Source organism: Mesorhizobium sp. M7A.F.Ca.US.002.01.1.1, assembly GCF_004022955.1.
GTDB lineage: Bacteria > Pseudomonadota > Alphaproteobacteria > Rhizobiales > Rhizobiaceae > Mesorhizobium > Mesorhizobium ciceri.
On record NZ_RZQE01000095.1, the window covers coordinates 1 to 16,358 of the forward strand.

Here is a 16,358-nt window from a genome sequence, read left to right on the forward strand (position 1 = left end):
TGTCGATACGGCCCTCGAGCGTCGCCGAGCCCATATGCGGCAAAAGCACGACCTTGTTCTTGGCCGCGAGCTTCAGCAGCTTGCCGTTCAAGGCCGGCTCGTGCTCGTAGACATCGAGGCCGGCGCCGGCGATCTTGCCGTCCTGGATCAGCTTGACCAGTGCTTCCTCGTCGATGATGTCGCCGCGCGCGGTGTTGACGACATAGGCGGTGGGCTGCAGTAGCGCCAGCCGCCGCGCCGAAAGCAGATGGAAGGTTGCCGGCGTCGAGGGACAGTTGACCGAGATGATATCCATGCGGGCCAGCATCTGGTCGAGGCTTTCCCAATAGGTCGCCTCCAGCCCGTCTTCCACGGCCGGCAGCACGCGGTGGCGGTTGTGATAGTGGATCGACAGTCCGAAGGCCTTGGCCCGCCTGGCTACGGCCGTGCCGATCCGCCCCATGCCGACAATGCCGAGCCGCTTGCCCCAGATGCGCCGGCCCAGCATCCAGGTCGGCGACCAGCCGGCCCATTTCTTGTCGCCGGTGAGCACATTGGCGCCTTCCGCGAGCCGCCGCGGCACCGCCAGCATCAGCGCCATCGTCATGTCGGCGGTGTCTTCGGTCAGGACATTCGGCGTGTTGGTGACGGTGATGCCCCTCTTGGCCGCAGCCGCGACATCGATCTTGTCGACGCCGTTGCCAAAATTGGCGATCAGCTTGAGGTTGTCGCCTGCCTGAGCGATCAGCGCCGCGTCGATATTGTCGGTAATGGTCGGCACCAGAACGTCGGCTTCCTTGACCGCCGCGACCAGTTCCGGCTGCGTCATCGGCCGGTCCTCGACATTCAGCCTTGCGTCGAACAGTTCGCGCATGCGGGTCTCGACCGGGTCGGGCAGCTTGCGCGTGATGACGACAAGAGGCCTTTTTTTGCCTGCCATTGTTTCCCTCTCGAGTATTTGCCGCAATTCCGAACGCAAAACCGCTTCACAGGTTTGCTGGAATTGCTCTAACCCGATCTCGTTGAGACCTCTTTAACCAAGACCGGCGAAACTGAAAGCCGGTCGCGGTGCCGATTACCCATGTAACAAGCGGTGCCGCCGAAGACAAAGAAAAAGGGGCGCCGAGGCAAGCGCCGAAAGGAATGAAAGTGTCTGGTTTCGCGTCGCTTCGCCTGGCCCTCAGTGCAGCATTTTTCGGCGCTCTGCTTTATTCTCCGCTTACGGCGGCACAGAGTGCGGCTGCACCTGCCCAGAGCGTCGTCACGCTCGGGCCGAGCGGCCTGCCGCTGCCGCGATTCGTCAGCCTGAAATCCGGCCGCGTCAACTCGCGCGTCGGCCCCGGCGCCAACTACTCGGTCGACTGGATGTACATGAAGGCCGGCCTGCCGATGGAGATCATCCAGGAATTCGACACATGGCGCCGCGTGCGCGATGCCGATGGTTCGGAAGGCTGGATCAACCAGTCGCTGCTTTCCGGCCGACGCACGGCAATCGTCGCACCATGGCAGCGTGGCAAGGGCACCCGGCTCAATCTTCTCAACAGCCCCGACAAGGATGCAAGGGTGGTCGCGATGATCGAACCTGGCGTCATGGGTACGATCAAATCCTGCGACGGCCAGTGGTGCGAAATGACGTTCGAAGGCCACACCGGCTGGCTTGCCCAGTCGGTCGTCTGGGGCGCCTATCCCGGCGAACGGGTCAAGGACTGATTCTCTTTCGCGGTCCTGGCTTTATGCCCGATACGGCCGAGATGGGTGTCCTGGAAGCCGGTCGGCAGCTTCAGACCGTAGCCCAGCGCACGGTCGATGGCGATGTGGGCGATCCATATCAGCGCAACCGCCATCGCGGCCGTATTGCCCCACATGTGCCCGCCGAGCAGCAGCAGCACGGGCACGATCAGGATGTGCAAGGCGTTGTAGGCAAGGGCACCGACGCGCGGACCGGCCAGATAGCCCGACATCGATAGGTCAGGCGCCAAGATAAGCAATCCGAAGAGCCACCAGGAGATGCCGGTCGAACCGTAGAAAATGACGGCAGCCAGTGCCACGATCGCCCATTCGAGCCGGATTACGAAATCGAGGGGTTTCATCCCTGGCCGATAATTCTGGCTTGGCAGATGATTCTGGCCTCGCCAGTCATTCGCAGCGTTTGGGGCGCAGCCTCACTACGATGTCGACATTGGCGATCTCCATCCCTTCCGGAGGCTCCGGCAGGTTGGCAACCGTCACCGGACCGCTGTCGATGTCGAATATACGGTTTTCGCCTTCGATGTAGAAATGGTGGTGGTCGGAGGTGTTGGTGTCGAAATAGGTTTTCGCGCCTTCGACGGCGAGGATGCGCAAAAGTCCCGCCTGGGTAAACTGGTGAAGGGCATTGTAGACGGTGGCCAGCGACACCGGCACGCCGGCGGCAACCGCCTCCTCGTGCAGTTCCTCGGCCGACAGATGCCGGTCGCCCTTGGCGAAAAGCAGATCGGCCAGCGCAATGCGCTGACGCGTCGGCCTCAGCCCGGCTTCACGGACCCGCTTGTCCACAGCGACATTTTCCTTCCGGCCGTCCAGGTCCATCTTCTCGTCGAACCCCACAGTTCCGCCCCAAGACACGCCCAGAATGGCAAAAAAATGAACGTCTGCCGAAACCGGACCTCTCAGGACATATATTCTGTCGTCCGAATGCGATCAATAGCGCGCATTGACCCAGGCAGACGAGCAGGCTAAGCGCAAACGCCGGTTTCCGGCCTGAAACAGATTGTGTTAGGAAACCAACGACAAGGGCCCCCGATGGCCCGGAACGATATGGGATGAGATTGATGGCGGGTAAATCCAGCTACGAGTACGACGAATTGCTGGCCTGCGCCCGCGGCGAACTGTTCGGACCGGGCAACGCCCAGCTTCCCTATCCGCCAATGCTGATGTTCGACCGCATCACCGAGATCAGCGAGACCGGCGGCGCCTTCGAGAAGGGTTTCATCCGCGCGGAGTTCGACATCAAGCCGGACCTGTGGTTCTTTGCCTGCCATTTCATCGGCAATCCGATCATGCCGGGGTGCCTCGGCCTCGACGCCATGTGGCAACTGACCGGCTTCTACCTTGGCTGGCTTGGCGAACCCGGCAAGGGAATGGCGCTGTCGACCGGCGAAGTGAAATTCAAGGGCATGGTCACGCCCTCGGTGAAGAAGGTCGAATATGGCATCGACTTCAAGCGCGTGATGCGGGGCCGGCTGGTGCTCGGCATCGCCGATGGCTGGCTGAAGGCGGATGGCGAACCCATATACGCGGCAACGGATTTGAAAGTCGGTCTGTCCAAGCAGTCGGCGGTCGGCTGACCGGCACCCCTGGCCAGCCCCCTTGGCCGGCATCCCTGGAAGGAGTTGCGAATGAGACGTGTCGTAGTCACAGGCCTCGGCATCGTGTCGTCGATCGGCAACAATGCCAACGAGGTGCAAGCCTCGCTGCATGACGCCAGATCAGGCATCAGCTTCTCGGATTCCTTCGCCGAACACGGCTTCCGCTGCCAGGTCTGGGGAGCGCCGACGCTCGATCCATCGGCGATGATCGATCGCCGTGCGATGCGCTTCCTGAGCCAGGGTGCTGCATGGAACCACGTCGCCATGGACCAGGCGATCGCGGATGCGGGCCTCGGCGAGAGCGACATCACCAATGAGCGCACCGGCATCGTCATGGGATCGGGCGGACCATCCACCCGCACCATCGTCGAAGCTGCCGAAACGACGCTGAAGAACGGCAGTCCCAAGCGCATCGGTCCGTTCGCGGTGCCGAAGGCAATGTCGTCGACCGCATCGGCGACGCTTGCCACATGGTTCAAGATCCACGGCGTCAACTACTCGATCTCGTCGGCCTGTTCGACCTCGGCGCATTGCATCGGCAATGGCTATGAATTGATCCAATGGGGCAAGCAGGACATCGTCTTCGCCGGCGGCCACGAGGATCTCGACTGGACGATGTCGGACCTGTTCGACGCCATGGGCGCCATGTCGTCGAAATTCAACGACAAGGCATCGACCGCCTCCCGTGCCTATGACGTCAATCGCGACGGCTTCGTCATTGCCGGCGGCGCCGGTGTGCTGGTGCTGGAAGAGCTTGAGCATGCCAAGGCGCGCGGCGCCAAGATCTATGCCGAGATCGTCGGCTATGGCGCGACGTCGGATGGCTACGACATGGTTGCTCCTTCAGGCGAAGGCGCGGTCCGCTGCATGCGCCAGGCGCTGGCCACGGTTTCCACGCCGGTCGACTACATCAACACCCATGGCACATCGACGCCGGTGGGAGATTCCAAGGAAATGGGCGCCATCCGCGAGGTGTTCGGCCCAGAGATGCCGTACATCACCTCGACGAAGTCGCTGACCGGCCATTCGCTGGGCGCGGCCGGCGTGCAGGAATCCATCTACTCGATCCTGATGATGCAGGGCGGTTTCATCGGCGAAAGCGCCCATATCGAGACCCTCGACCCCGAATTCGAGGGCATGCCGATCGTGCGAAAGCGCATCGACGATGCCAGGATCGACACTGTTTTGTCCAATTCGTTCGGCTTCGGTGGCACCAACGCCACGCTCGTTTTCCAGCGCTATTCCGCATAAGGATTTGCCGGCCATGGACGGATTGATGAAGGGCAAGCGCGGGCTTGTCATGGGTGTCGCCAACGATCATTCGATCGCCTGGGGCATCGCCCGGAAATTATCCGAACACGGGGCGGAACTCGCCTTCACCTATCAGGGCGATGCCTTCGGACGCCGGGTCAAGCCGCTGGCCGACAAGCTCGGCGCCTCGCTGGTCGTGCCGTGCGACGTCGAGGACAGCGCTTCGGTCGCCGCCACGTTCGAGACCCTGGGCAACGAATGGGGCGGGCTGGATTTCATCGTCCACGCCATCGGCTTTTCCGACAAGAACGAGTTGAAAGGCCTCTACGCCGACACCAGCCGGGACAATTTCGTCCGCACCATGGTGATCTCCTGCTACTCCTTCACCGAGGTCGCCCGCCATGCGGCCACCTTGATGAAGGACGGCGGATCGATGATCACGCTGACCTATGCGGGCTCCGTCCGCGTCATGCCGAACTACAATGTCATGGGCGTCGCCAAGGCCGGACTGGAGGCCAGCGTGCGCTACCTCGCCAACGATTACGGTCCGCGCGGCATCAGGGTAAACGGCATATCGGCTGGGCCCGTGCGCACGCTCGCCGGCGCCGGCATTTCGGACGCCCGCCACATGTTCTCCTACCAGCAGCGAAACTCGCCACTGCGCCGCACGGTGACCATCGACGAGGTCGGTGGTTCGGCGCTTTATCTGTTGTCGGATCTGTCTTCCGGGGTTACCGGCGAAATCCACTATGTCGATTCCGGCTATCACATCGTTTCCATGCCGACGCTCGATGAATTGAAGCAGACCGACGGCGGGCGAGACTAACGCCTGTCGGCCAAAGGTGCGCGACGGTTTTGAAATGGCGGACATCTGAAAACACGAAGCTTAAAGCGCGCGGCTAAACCCCGTTTCAGCGCCAGTCGCATTGATCCGCTCAAGAAATACTTTCGGTCCAATAAAATTGGATTCATTCGCGGAAACTCATTTTAAGGAGATATCCGCTAGAAAGCCCCGTACTCAGGGGAACTTTCAATGCTCGCCGTCAGCAACCCGAAGCGAACACCGGTGTTCCGACTGCTCACCATAGCGAGTTCGGGTCTCGGCAGTTTCGTCCTCGGGCTCTGGGGCCTGAAGCTCGGTCTCGGCGATGGCTTTGCCGGCATCTCCGCCGACATGATGGTCTCGGTGATGGCCGCTCTTTGCGCACTGGCGGCGTCGGTCGCCGCGATGTCCTTCTTCGCCGGCGTCGATGAATCGGCGGATTTCGTCTTCACGGAAACCCATTTCGACAAGCTGACCGGCCTGGTGGCACGTCCGGCGATGGTCGGCAAGATTGCCGAGGCGGCATGCGCGACCAGCCGGACCGGCGAGCCGATGTTCCTCATCGATATCGACATCGACCGGTTCAAGCAGATCAATGACGCCATCGGCTACAGCCAGGGCGACGAGCTGATCCGCGCCTTCACCAAGCGCTTGAAGACGTGCGTGCCGCCGCGCGCGCTGATCGGACGCATCGGCGCCGGTGAATTCGCGATCCTGCTCCCCGACAACCAAGTCGCAGGGTCCTTGGAAAGCACCATAGAGAGGCTCATCGACGAGATGATGGAGCCCTATGATCTCGGTACGCACCTGCAATCGGTCAGCCTGTCGGTCGGCATCGTGGCGATGCCAAAGGACGGTGTCGATCCCGTCCTCATCCTGCGCCGCTCCAATCTGGCGCTGCAGAACGCGCGCGCCAGCGGCGTCGGCAACTGGTCCGTCTTCCATGCCGAAATGGGCAGGGTCGCCGACCATCGCCAGTGGATCGAATCCGAACTGCATACAGCCTTCGAGCGCGGTGACTTCGACCTTCATTACCAGCCGCAGCTCGATCTCCCGACCGGCCGCATCGTCGGCTACGAAGCGCTGATCCGCTGGCGGCATCCGGAACGCGGCATGATCCCGCCGATGGAGTTCATTCCGATCGCCGAGGAAACCGGCATGATCGGTCCGATCGGCGAATGGGTGCTGCGCAAAGCCTGCAGCGACGCCCGGCATCTGCCCGACGACTGCTTCGTCGCCGTCAACATCTCGCCCGTCCAGTTCATGACCAAGGACTTCGTCGGCATCGTGCGCGACACCATGACGAGCACCGGCATCAAGCCGTCACGGCTGGAACTGGAAGTGACCGAGACGGCGATGATGCAGGATCGCGACCGCGCCGCCGCCATCCTGAAGGAGCTTGCGGATATCGGCATTTCGGTCGCCGTCGATGATTTCGGCACCGGCTATTCCAATTTGAGCTACCTGATCGATTTCTCATTCGGCAAGCTGAAGATCGACCGGTCCTTCGTCAGCCGCCTCGACACGGATTCCAGCTCCGGCGCGGTCGTCTCGACCATCGTCGGGCTTTCGCGCGCGCTCGGCGTCAGCATCATTGCCGAAGGCGTCGAGACCGAAAGCCAGGCGACACTGCTCAGGGCAGCCGGCTGCGAGGTGGTGCAAGGCTACCTGTATGGCAGGCCCGCCCCCCTCAAGATCAGGGTCGGCGACGTGCATATCACCGATGAGGTCCGGCGCGTTGCCAATCTGCATTGAGTGCGACGCGATATCTGTTTTCGTCTGAGCATGATCTTTTCCGAAACCGGTATCCACTTTTCGGGATCATGCTTCAACGACGAGCGGAAAGCACCTTGAACATGCCGTCACGAGCGAGTTCGGCATGGCTCGAAAAGGCAGCCGCCAAGATCGGCTCGTAGGGAAGCTGACGGTTGGCGACCATGAACAGCCGCCCACCCGGCTTCAAGGCCTTGGCCGCCGCTCGGATCATGCCGGCGCCGATCTCCGGCTCGGCCGCCCGGCTGCGGTGAAAGGGCGGGTTCATGGCAATCGCGTCGTAGCGCTTCTCGACTGGTTCCTTCAGCAGATCGATCCAGAAGAAATTCCGGGCGATCGGCTGGCTGACCGCTGCCAGATTGAGCTTCGCGGCTTCAAGCGCGGCGAAATCGGCCTCATAGAGGTCGAGCGCCTGAACGCCGGGGGAGCGGGCGGCGATCTCGGCCGCCACATAGCCCCAGCCGGCGCAGAGATCGGCAATGTTGCCACGCAGGTCATTGGGCAAATTCTCGACCAGCAATTTCGAGCCGGTATCGATCCGGTCGAACGAGAACATGCCGGGCGCGGTGTGGAACCGGCCTTCAACCAGCCGAGCGGGGTTGGCAGCGCGCAATTCTTCCGCGGCGGCCAGATCGGCGGGACGTCGCAGCCAGAAGGCAATGCCGTGATATTTGGGCAAATGGCCTTCAAGCGGCACAAGCTCGTCAACGCGCTTGCGCAGGCTGGCAATGCCATCGTCCTTGCCGCCGGCAATGACGACCAGGCCGCCCGGCGCCACGCACTCAAGCGCCTGCGCGATGCGCACTTCGTTCAAGCCGCGATGCCGGCCGGCAAGCACAAGTGCCATATCGAAGCCATCGCCTTCCACTTGCGCGGTGACGACGAAGCCAGACGCCTGCAGCGCGCTGAAATGCGGCCGGAAACCCTGCACGAGGTGAAGTGTCGCCTCAAAGCCTTCAGGCAGGCGAAAACCCGGCTCAGCGCCGAGAAACAGGGCGCGCGTGCCCTTGCCCGGTAGAGAAACAGCCTCCGCCTCGAAGGGATGGAAAAGCGTCTTCAACGGCTCGGCGGACATTGTTCGATCTCGACTTGTCTAAGCGCTTTGAAACCCAGGCTGAAAATGAAAACGGGCGCGACATAAGCCGCGCCCGTTTCGATTCATGGTCTCAGACCAATCAGGCGGCGTTTTCTTCGCCTTCGGTCTTCTTGTCGCGGGCGAGTTCCTTGCCGGTGGCCTGGTCGACGACCTTCATCGACAGGCGGACCTTGCCGCGCTCGTCGAAGCCCATCAGCTTGACCCAGACCTTGTCGCCTTCCTTGACCACATCCGAGGTCTTGGCGACCCGGTCGTTGGCAAGCTGCGAGATGTGGACGAGGCCGTCACGCGGACCGAAGAAATTGACGAAAGCGCCGAAGTCCGCGGTCTTGACGACCGTACCTTCGTAGATCTCGCCGACTTCCGGCTCGGCGACGATGGTGTGGATCCACTTCTTCGCCGCCTCGATCTCCTTGGCATTGGACGAAGCGATCTTGACCGTGCCGTCGTCCTCGATGTTGATCTTGGCGCCGGTCTTTTCGACGATCTCGCGGATCACCTTGCCGCCCGAGCCGATCACGTCACGGATCTTGTCGGTCGGGATGTGCATCACTTCGATGCGCGGTGCGAACTCACCGAGTTCCGAACGCGCGCCGGTCAGAGCATGCGCCATCTCGCCGAGGATGTGCTGGCGGCCATCCTTGGCCTGGTCCAGCGCGATCTTCATGATCTCCTCGGTGATGCCTTCGATCTTGATATCCATCTGCAGCGAGGTGATGCCGTTGGCGGTGCCGGCGACCTTGAAGTCCATGTCGCCGAGGTGATCCTCGTCACCGAGGATGTCGGATAGAACGGCGAAACGCTCGCCTTCCTTGATCAGGCCCATGGCGATACCGGCGACGGGCTTGGCCAGCGGCACGCCGGCATCCATAAGCGCCAGCGAGGTGCCGCAGACGGTGGCCATCGACGACGAACCGTTGGACTCGGTGATCTCCGAGACGACACGCAGCGTGTAGGGGAACTGGTCGGCGCTCGGCAGCATCGGGCGAATGGCGCGCCAGGCGAGCTTGCCATGGCCGATTTCGCGGCGACCCGGCGAACCCATGCGGCCGGTCTCGCCGACGGAATAGGGAGGGAAGTTGTAGTGAAGGAGGAACTTCTCCTTGTACATGCCGGTCAGCGAATCGACATACTGCTCGTCCTCGCCGGTGCCGAGCGTGGCAACGACCAGCGCCTGGGTCTCGCCGCGGGTGAACAGCGCCGAACCGTGGGTGCGCGGCAGGACGCCGACTTCGGAGACGATCTTGCGGACCGTCTTGAGGTCACGGCCATCGATGCGCGAACCGGTGTCGAGGATGTTCCAGCGCACGACCTTGGCCTGGAGTTCCTTGAATACCGAACCGATCTGCTCGGAAGTGTACTTGGCATCTTCGCCTTCGGCCGGGGCAAACGCTGCCTTGACCTTCGCCTTGACGGCGTCGACGGCGGCGTAACGCTTCTGCTTGTCGACGTTCTTGTAGGCATTGCTGAGTTCGTCGCCGACGATCTTCAGCATCTCGGCTTCAAGCGCGGAATAGTCCGGCGCGGTGAAGTCGCGCGGCTCCTTGGCGGCGACTTCGGCCAGCTTGATGATGGCGTCGATGACCGGTTGGAAGCCCTTGTGGCCGAACATGACGGCGCCGAGCATCAGCTCTTCGCCCAATTCCTTGGCTTCGGACTCAACCATCAGCACAGCGTCGGCGGTGCCGGCGACAACGAGGTCGAGCTTGGATTCCTGCATCTCGTCGACATGCGGGTTCAGAACGTATTCGCCGTTGATGTAGCCGACGCGGGCGCCGCCGACCGGGCCCATGAAGGGAACGCCGGAGAGCGTCAGGGCGGCCGAAGTGGCAACGATCGACAGGATGTCGGGATCGTTCTCGAGATCATGCTGGACGACGGTGACGACGATCTGGGTGTCGTTCTTGTAGCCGGAGGCGAAGAGCGGGCGGATCGGGCGGTCGATGAGGCGGGAAACCAGCGTTTCCTTCTCGCTCGGACGGCCTTCACGCTTGAAATAGCCACCCGGGATCTTGCCGGCGGCGTAGGTCTTTTCCTGGTAGTTGACGGTCAGCGGGAAGAAATCGAGGCCGGGCTTCGGCTCCTTCATCGAAACGACGGTGGCGAGGACCTTGGTCTCGCCGTAGGTGGCGAGCACCGCGCCATCAGCCTGGCGCGCGATCTTGCCGGTTTCGAGGATGAGCGGACGACCGCCCCATTCGATTTCCACTTTGTGGTGATTGAACATCTCTTGTCCTTAATATGAGGAAAGGGCCGCGCCGTTTCACGGTGCGCGGAGATGCCCTTTCCCTGGCTTCCTTTCTCGGGCAGCCACGGGCAAGACAACGGGAGGCTCGGGTGTTTCGGCGCGGTGCGCGCGAGCGTCCTGCAATCCTGCCCCATGACCGTCCATGGGCGGTTTCGAGTGCCCTCTGCACGATCGAAACCGGGTCTGGCCAGTCGATACGACTGGCAGAATGCGCGACCGGCGGGCTCTCCTTCGAAAGCCCGCCGGTCAATTCGTCAACGACGCAGACCGAGCTTCTCGATCAGCGTCTGGTAGCGCGCGTCGTCCTTGCGCTTGAGATAATCAAGCAGGCTGCGGCGCTGGGAGACGAGAGCAAGCAGACCACGGCGGGAATGGTTATCCTTCTTGTGGTCCTTGAAATGGTCGGTCAGGTTCTTGATTCGCTCGGAAAGGATGGCCACCTGGACTTCCGGAGACCCGGTATCGCCCTTGGCGGTTGCGAATTCACCCATCAATTCCTGTTTGCGCTCGGCAGTAATCGACATCGTGTTTTTCCTTATCTGTTTGAGGAAACGGGTCGCCCTCAGCCGGGATGTCGTCCAGCAGGGGCCGGTGCAAGCAAAGCGTCATAGCGCTAAGCTGCGGCGCATATAGTGCAATTCCCCGGAAAACACCAGCCCAATTCACAAGCCGGCTTTTCAGGCCAAAATGGCAGGTTTATCCCTGTCAAAGCCATTTCTTCCATTTGAAGAAGGCGATCAGCCCGAACGCGACAAGCGCCATGAACAGCAGCGACAAGGGATAGCCGTAGTAGGCCTTCAGTTCCGGCATGTTCCAGGGCGAAGACTCCGGATCGAAATTCATGCCCCAGATGCCGACCAGGAAGGTGAGCGGCATGAAGATGACCGAGACGATGGTGAGATAGCTGATAACGTCGTTGGTGCGCGCCTGGCTCAGCGACAGGTGCATCTCGATCAGGCCGGTCAGCATATCGCGCTGGGTCTCGACCAGCTCGATCAGCCTGAGCGCATGGTCGAGCGTGTCGTTGAGGAAGATCTTGGTCTCGGCCTTCACATAGGGCACATCGTTGCGGATCAGCGTCGCCAGCGCATCGCGCATCGGCCACAGCACGCCTTTCAGCACGTTGGCGTCACGCCGCAATTCATGTAGCTGCCGCATCTGGTGTTTGTGCGGCGAATGCAGCATCTGGTCCTCGATGCTGTCGACCATGTCACCGGCGGCCTCGATCGGCGGAAAATAGCTGTCGACGATGGCATCGATCAGCGCATAGGCAAGATAGTCGGCGCCGCGGGCGCGCAGCCGGTTGGGCGCCGAACTTTCGATGCGCTTGCGCACCGGATCGAATGGATCGCCTTCCCGCTCCTGGAAGGTAACGACGAAGTTGCTGCCGAAGAAGACGGCGATCTGCTCATAGCGGTGCGAGGTGACATCGTCGATCATCCTGACGACGACGAAGGCATGGTCCTCGAAGAAGTCGACCTTAGGCCGCTGGCCGGTGTTGACGACGTCCTCCAGCGCCAGCGGATGCAGGCTGAAAATGCGGCCGATCTCCTCGATCAGCGGGATGTTGGCGAGGCCGGTGCAGTCGAGCCAGAGGACCGGCCATTTGTGGCAATGGGTGTTGAGGTCGTCGATGCTGGCATTTTCGATAGTCTTGAATTTTTCGGGCGAGATCAGCGTCAGACGCAGTTCCGAGCGACGCGCCGACGGGTCGGCGATCAGCGTGCCGGGCGACGCACCGACCGGCGGCCGCCGCGTTTTCGCCGGTGCCCGCGTCTTCACGGTCTCAGCCTTTGCCATATTCCCCTCGTGCGAGTCCTCGCCTCGACATTAGACGACAGGAATCAACCGGCAAAGACCCGCTTGGGCTTGAACATGCCTTGCTCAATGGCACCGATGGCGACCAGCTTGCCGCGCGCCGTGGCGCAGGCTTCTTCGGCTTCCACCGGTGCGTCGCGGCCGCGGATGATGACCGGGTTGCCGAGGCGGATCTTGGTTGCCGCGTCATCGCTGATGGCGATCTGCGGCAGGCAATCGAGGGCAGCCGATGTGTCGACCAGAAGCGCATCGATGGCGTCGAAGTCGATTGGCGCTTCCACCTTGTCGGCAGCCTCTGCCTTGTCAGCGGCTTCTGTCGTGTCCGAGCTGTCGACCTCCTCCACACCGAAACGGGCGGCTTCCAGTTCGGCGATGGTGACGAAGTCTTCCGAGGTGAACGGCTCGACCTCGACCCGGCGCAATTCGGAGATGTGACCGAAGCAGCCGATGTCGCGGCCCATGTCGCGGGCCAGCGAGCGCACATAGGTGCCCTTGCCGCACTCGACCTCGAAAACAGTATGGTCGGCGCCATGCTCGACAACGTCCAGACGGCCGATCTCGATCTCGCGCGCGGGTATGTCGACCGTCGCGCCGTCGCGGGCCAGATCATAGGCGCGCTCGCCTGCGATCTTGATGGCCGAGAATTGCGGCGGCGTCTGCATGATGACGCCGGTGTATTTCGGCAGCAGGGCGAGCAGTTGGGCTTCCGACGGACGCAGGTCGGATTCTTTCGTCACCGGACCTTCGAGGTCATCGGTCGAACGCTCCTGTCCCCAGGCAACGGTGAAGCGATAGATTTTGGCGCCGTCCTGCACGTAAGGCACGGTCTTGGTAGCCTCGCCAAGCGCGATCGGCAGCATGCCGGATGCCAGCGGGTCGAGCGTGCCTGCATGGCCGGCCTTTTCCGCCTGGAACAGCCATTTGATCTTGGAGACGGCTTCGGTCGAGCCCATGCCGACCGGCTTGTCCAGGATCAGCCAGCCCGAGATCGGCCGGCCCTTCTTCTTGCCGCGACGCGCCACTATTCGGTGTCCTTGTTGTCGTCTTTGTCCTGGTCCGCGTTTTCCTGGTCCTCAGGACCCAGATCGCGCGCCACTTCCGGCGATTTCAAGAGGTCGTTGATCCTGGCAAAATTGTCGAAGGAGGTATCGAGCTTGAAGCGGAACTCAGGCATGAACTTCATCTGCCGCAGCGCGCCGGAGACACGGCCACGGACGAATTTCGCATGCTTGTTCAACGCCTCGACCACCGCATCGGCATCTTTGGCGCCGAGCGGCGAGACGAAAGCGGTAGCGACCTTCAAATCGGGCGACATGCGCACTTCCGAGACCGACACCACGGTGTTCTCGATCAGCGGATCGATGATCTCGCCGCGCTGCAGGGTTTCGGATAGCGCATGGCGCACCTGTTCGGCGACGCGCAGCATGCGCTGGGATGGGCTGGATGCGGTTGGACGGGGCATTTTTCTCAATCCTGAAAGCGTGAGGCGCGGGATGGAACCGTGCCGCATGTCTCATATGGGCATTCTCAATAGACTTGGGGCGGCGGCCTTTCGACCACCGCCCGGTATGGACAAGTCATTCGAACTCAGAGTGTCCGGGTCACCATCTCGACGCGGAAGCACTCGATGACGTCGCCGACGCGCATGTCCTCGTAGTTCTGGAAGGCCATGCCGCACTCCTGGCCGCCGGGGACTTCCGAAACTTCGTCCTTGAAGCGCTTCAGCGTCTTCAGCGTGCCTTCGTGGATGACGACGTTGTCGCGGATCAGGCGCACGCCCGCACCACGCTCGACCTTGCCTTCGGTGACACGGCAGCCGGCGATCTTGCCGACCTTGGTGATGTCGAAGATTTCGAGGATCTGCGCATTGCCGATGAAGGTCTCGCGACGTTCCGGCGACAGCAGGCCCGACAGAGCCGCCTTCACGTCATCCACAAGGTTGTAGATGATCGAGTAGTAGCGGATCTCGATGCCAGCCGCCGCAGCAGCGGCACGTGCCTGGACGTTGGCGCGGACGTTGAAGCCGATGATCGCGGCACCCGAAGTCTCGGCCAGCGACACGTCGCTTTCGGTAATGGCGCCGGCGCCGGCATGGACGATGCGTGCACGAACCTCGTCGGTGCCGAGCTTATCGAGTGCGGCGTTGATCGCCTCGATCGAGCCCTGCACGTCGCCCTTGATGACCAACGGGAATTCCTTCAGCCCGCTTGTCTGCAATTGCGACATCATCTGCTCGAGCGAACCGCGCTGGCCGGCATGCTTGGCAACCGCCTTCTCGCGCGCCAGACGCTGGCGGTATTCGGTGATCTCGCGGGCACGGGCCTCGTTATTGACCACGGCGAAGCGATCGCCGGCCTGCGGGGTGCCCTGCAAGCCAAGCACTTCTACCGGCATCGCCGGCGGCGCTTCCTTGATCTGCACGCCACGATCGTTGACCAGCGCACGCACCCGGCCCCATTCATTGCCGGCAACGAGGATGTCGCCCGGCATCAGCGTGCCGGTCTGCACCAGCACGGTGGCAACGGGACCACGGCCCTTGTCGAGCTGGGCCTCGATGACGACGCCTTCGGCGGTACGGTCCGGATTGGCCTTCAGGTCGAGAATTTCGGCCTGCAGCAGGATCGCCTCGAGCAGTTTGTCGAGATTGGTGCCCTTGGTCGCCGACACTTCGACGTCCAGAACTTCACCGCCCATGGATTCGACGAAAACCTCGTGGCGCAGCAGTTCGGAGCGCACCTTCTGCGGATCGGCATCATGCTTGTCGATCTTGTTGATCGCCACGATGATCGGAACGCCGGCCGCCTTGGCATGGCTGATCGATTCGATCGTCTGCGGCATGACGCTGTCATCGGCCGCAACCACCAGGATGGCAATATCGGTCGCCTGGGCGCCACGAGCACGCATCGCCGTGAAGGCGGCGTGGCCGGGCGTGTCGATGAAGGTGATCTTGTGACCATTCTTCTCAACCTGGTAGGCGCCGATATGCTGGGTGATGCCGCCGGCTTCGCCGGAGACGACATTGGCGTTGCGGATCGCGTCGAGCAGCGAGGTCTTGCCATGATCGACGTGACCCATGATCGTCACGACCGGCGGACGCGAAACCAGGTCCTCGGCATTGTCGGCGATGTTGAACAGGCCTTCCTCGATGTCGGACTCGGCGACGCGGCGGACCGTGTGGCCGAATTCGGTGGCGACCAGCTCGGCCGTGTCGGCGTCGATGACGTCGCCCGGCTTCAGGATCTGGCCCTGCTTCATGAAGAACTTGACCAGGTCGACCGCGCGCTCGGACATGCGTTGCGCCAGTTCCTGGATGGTGATGGTCTCTGGCAGGATCACTTCGCGCATGACTTTCTCGCGCGGCTCATTGTGCATCGCGCGCTTGAATTTTTCCTGGCGGCGACGCATCGACGACAGCGAACGGGCTCGCGCATCTTCGTCGGACAATGCCGAATTCAGCGTCAGCTTGCCACGGCGGCGATCTTCCTCGCTCTTGGTCGGCTTGGCCGGACGCGCCGCTTCAGGCGTGACCGGACGGCGCACCGGTGCGCCGGCGCCAACCCGCTTCGGCTTGGCCACTTCCTCGTCATCGACTGTTGCCAGTTCGGCAGCCAATGGCGCGCGGCGACGCGCCTCTTCCTCGGCCCGACGGCGGGATTCGGCCTCGGTCTGCAACCGTGCTTCTTCCTCGGCCTGGCGGCGCGCGGATTCATCGCGTTCGCGCTTGCGGCGCTCTTCGTCCTCGGCGCGACGCTTGGCATCCTCGGCGGCGCGCTGGCGGTCCTCGACCTCGCGAACCTTCGAGCCTTCGAGCGCCCTGCGGCGTGCTTCCATTTCACTGCGCGACAGTTCGTTCAGCACCATGCCGCTGCGCTCGACCGGGGCCGGGGGCGGCGGGGGTGGCGGCGCCTTCGGTGCTTCCGGCACGACGACGGGGGCGGCCACGACCGCCGGCTTCGGTGTGAAGACGGGGGCGGCAACAGGCTCCGGCTTGTCGCCGGGCATCGAGAACTTGCGCTTCTTGGT

At 62.4% G+C, this 16,358-nt stretch carries 15 protein-coding genes; 5 read left to right on the forward strand and 10 right to left on the reverse strand.

The features are described from left to right. On the reverse strand, positions 1 to 919 hold a 919-nt coding region (locus tag EN932_RS12490), incomplete at its 3' end, for a D-glycerate dehydrogenase (protein ID WP_164890472.1). A 209-nt stretch (positions 920 to 1,128) separates the two neighbouring features. Between EN932_RS12490 and EN932_RS12495 the strand changes: the two genes are divergently transcribed. Continuing rightward, positions 1,129 to 1,689 carry an SH3 domain-containing protein gene (locus tag EN932_RS12495; protein ID WP_127368360.1) on the forward strand — a complete coding sequence of 187 codons (561 nt, stop codon included), beginning with the start codon at positions 1,129 to 1,131 and terminating at the stop codon, positions 1,687 to 1,689. Here EN932_RS12495 and EN932_RS12500 read toward each other — a convergent pair. After that, entirely contained in the window at positions 1,662 to 2,069 is a 408-nt protein-coding gene (locus EN932_RS12500) for a DUF4260 domain-containing protein (RefSeq protein ID WP_127368359.1), read from the reverse strand. The genes EN932_RS12495 and EN932_RS12500 overlap by 28 nt on opposite strands. A 46-nt stretch (positions 2,070 to 2,115) precedes the next feature. Beyond that, the gene (gene irrA, locus EN932_RS12505; RefSeq protein ID WP_164753836.1) at positions 2,116 to 2,547 is read right to left on the reverse strand and encodes an iron response transcriptional regulator IrrA; all 432 of its coding nucleotides are present in this window, start codon (positions 2,545 to 2,547) and stop codon (positions 2,116 to 2,118) included. Positions 2,548 to 2,789: 242 nt separating this feature from the next. On the opposite strand from irrA, the gene fabA reads away from it, so the two are divergent. From fabA to EN932_RS12525, 4 genes are all read left to right on the forward strand, one after another. Beyond that, positions 2,790 to 3,305: a 3-hydroxyacyl-[acyl-carrier-protein] dehydratase FabA gene (gene fabA, locus EN932_RS12510; protein ID WP_013527885.1), complete on the forward strand. Its 516-nt coding sequence runs from the start codon at positions 2,790 to 2,792 to the stop codon at positions 3,303 to 3,305. Between the two features lie 51 nt (positions 3,306 to 3,356). Continuing rightward, positions 3,357 to 4,577 (forward strand): beta-ketoacyl-ACP synthase I, encoded by a 1,221-nt coding sequence (gene fabB, locus EN932_RS12515; RefSeq protein ID WP_024503470.1) that lies wholly within the window; start codon positions 3,357 to 3,359, stop codon positions 4,575 to 4,577. Positions 4,578 to 4,590: 13 nt separating this feature from the next. After that, the gene (gene fabI / locus EN932_RS12520) at positions 4,591 to 5,403 is read left to right on the forward strand and encodes an enoyl-ACP reductase FabI (protein ID WP_013527887.1); all 813 of its coding nucleotides are present in this window, start codon (positions 4,591 to 4,593) and stop codon (positions 5,401 to 5,403) included. A 207-nt stretch (positions 5,404 to 5,610) separates the two neighbouring features. After that, the gene (locus EN932_RS12525; protein ID WP_027161757.1) at positions 5,611 to 7,155 is read left to right on the forward strand and encodes a bifunctional diguanylate cyclase/phosphodiesterase; all 1,545 of its coding nucleotides are present in this window, start codon (positions 5,611 to 5,613) and stop codon (positions 7,153 to 7,155) included. A gap of 73 nt (positions 7,156 to 7,228) precedes the next feature. Here EN932_RS12525 and EN932_RS12530 read toward each other — a convergent pair whose 3' ends face one another. The 7 genes from EN932_RS12530 to infB form a co-directional block, all read right to left on the reverse strand. Continuing rightward, the gene (locus EN932_RS12530; protein ID WP_127368356.1) at positions 7,229 to 8,248 is read right to left on the reverse strand and encodes a class I SAM-dependent methyltransferase; all 1,020 of its coding nucleotides are present in this window, start codon (positions 8,246 to 8,248) and stop codon (positions 7,229 to 7,231) included. 100 nt (positions 8,249 to 8,348) lie between these two features. Next, positions 8,349 to 10,496: a polyribonucleotide nucleotidyltransferase gene (pnp, locus tag EN932_RS12535; protein WP_013527890.1), complete on the reverse strand. Its 2,148-nt coding sequence runs from the start codon at positions 10,494 to 10,496 to the stop codon at positions 8,349 to 8,351. Between the two features lie 275 nt (positions 10,497 to 10,771). Next, positions 10,772 to 11,083, reverse strand: a complete 312-nt coding sequence (gene rpsO / locus EN932_RS12540; RefSeq protein ID WP_269470859.1) for a 30S ribosomal protein S15 — start codon at positions 11,081 to 11,083, stop codon at positions 10,772 to 10,774. A 139-nt stretch (positions 11,084 to 11,222) separates the two neighbouring features. After that, on the reverse strand, positions 11,223 to 12,317 hold the full coding sequence (corA, locus tag EN932_RS12545) for a magnesium/cobalt transporter CorA (protein WP_063169994.1): 1,095 nt from the start codon (positions 12,315 to 12,317) through the stop codon (positions 11,223 to 11,225). Positions 12,318 to 12,361: 44 nt separating this feature from the next. Continuing rightward, on the reverse strand, positions 12,362 to 13,357 hold the full coding sequence (gene truB / locus EN932_RS12550) for a tRNA pseudouridine(55) synthase TruB (RefSeq protein WP_127369867.1): 996 nt from the start codon (positions 13,355 to 13,357) through the stop codon (positions 12,362 to 12,364). After that, a complete protein-coding gene (rbfA, locus tag EN932_RS12555; RefSeq protein ID WP_024503464.1) occupies positions 13,357 to 13,797 on the reverse strand; it encodes a 30S ribosome-binding factor RbfA in 441 nt (146 codons plus the stop codon). Before rbfA ends, truB begins: the two co-directional genes overlap by 1 nt. A 125-nt stretch (positions 13,798 to 13,922) precedes the next feature. Next, positions 13,923 to 16,358, reverse strand: a 2,436-nt coding sequence (gene infB / locus EN932_RS12560) for a translation initiation factor IF-2 (protein WP_128368856.1), incomplete at its 5' end; no start/stop codon positions are given.

Coding starts and splice junctions, on each gene's coding strand:
- EN932_RS12525 (WP_027161757.1), top strand. CDS start 5,611: ATGCTCGCCGTCAGCAACCCGAAGCGAACACCGGTGTTCCGACTGCTC.
- EN932_RS12500 (WP_127368359.1), bottom strand. CDS start 2,069: ATGAAACCCCTCGATTTCGTAATCCGGCTCGAATGGGCGATCGTGGCA.
- fabI (WP_013527887.1), top strand. CDS start 4,591: ATGGACGGATTGATGAAGGGCAAGCGCGGGCTTGTCATGGGTGTCGCC.
- rbfA (WP_024503464.1), bottom strand. CDS start 13,797: ATGCCCCGTCCAACCGCATCCAGCCCATCCCAGCGCATGCTGCGCGTC.
- corA (WP_063169994.1), bottom strand. CDS start 12,317: ATGGCAAAGGCTGAGACCGTGAAGACGCGGGCACCGGCGAAAACGCGG.
- irrA (WP_164753836.1), bottom strand. CDS start 2,547: ATGGACCTGGACGGCCGGAAGGAAAATGTCGCTGTGGACAAGCGGGTC.
- fabB (WP_024503470.1), top strand. CDS start 3,357: ATGAGACGTGTCGTAGTCACAGGCCTCGGCATCGTGTCGTCGATCGGC.
- pnp (WP_013527890.1), bottom strand. CDS start 10,496: ATGTTCAATCACCACAAAGTGGAAATCGAATGGGGCGGTCGTCCGCTC.
- fabA (WP_013527885.1), top strand. CDS start 2,790: ATGGCGGGTAAATCCAGCTACGAGTACGACGAATTGCTGGCCTGCGCC.
- EN932_RS12530 (WP_127368356.1), bottom strand. CDS start 8,248: ATGTCCGCCGAGCCGTTGAAGACGCTTTTCCATCCCTTCGAGGCGGAG.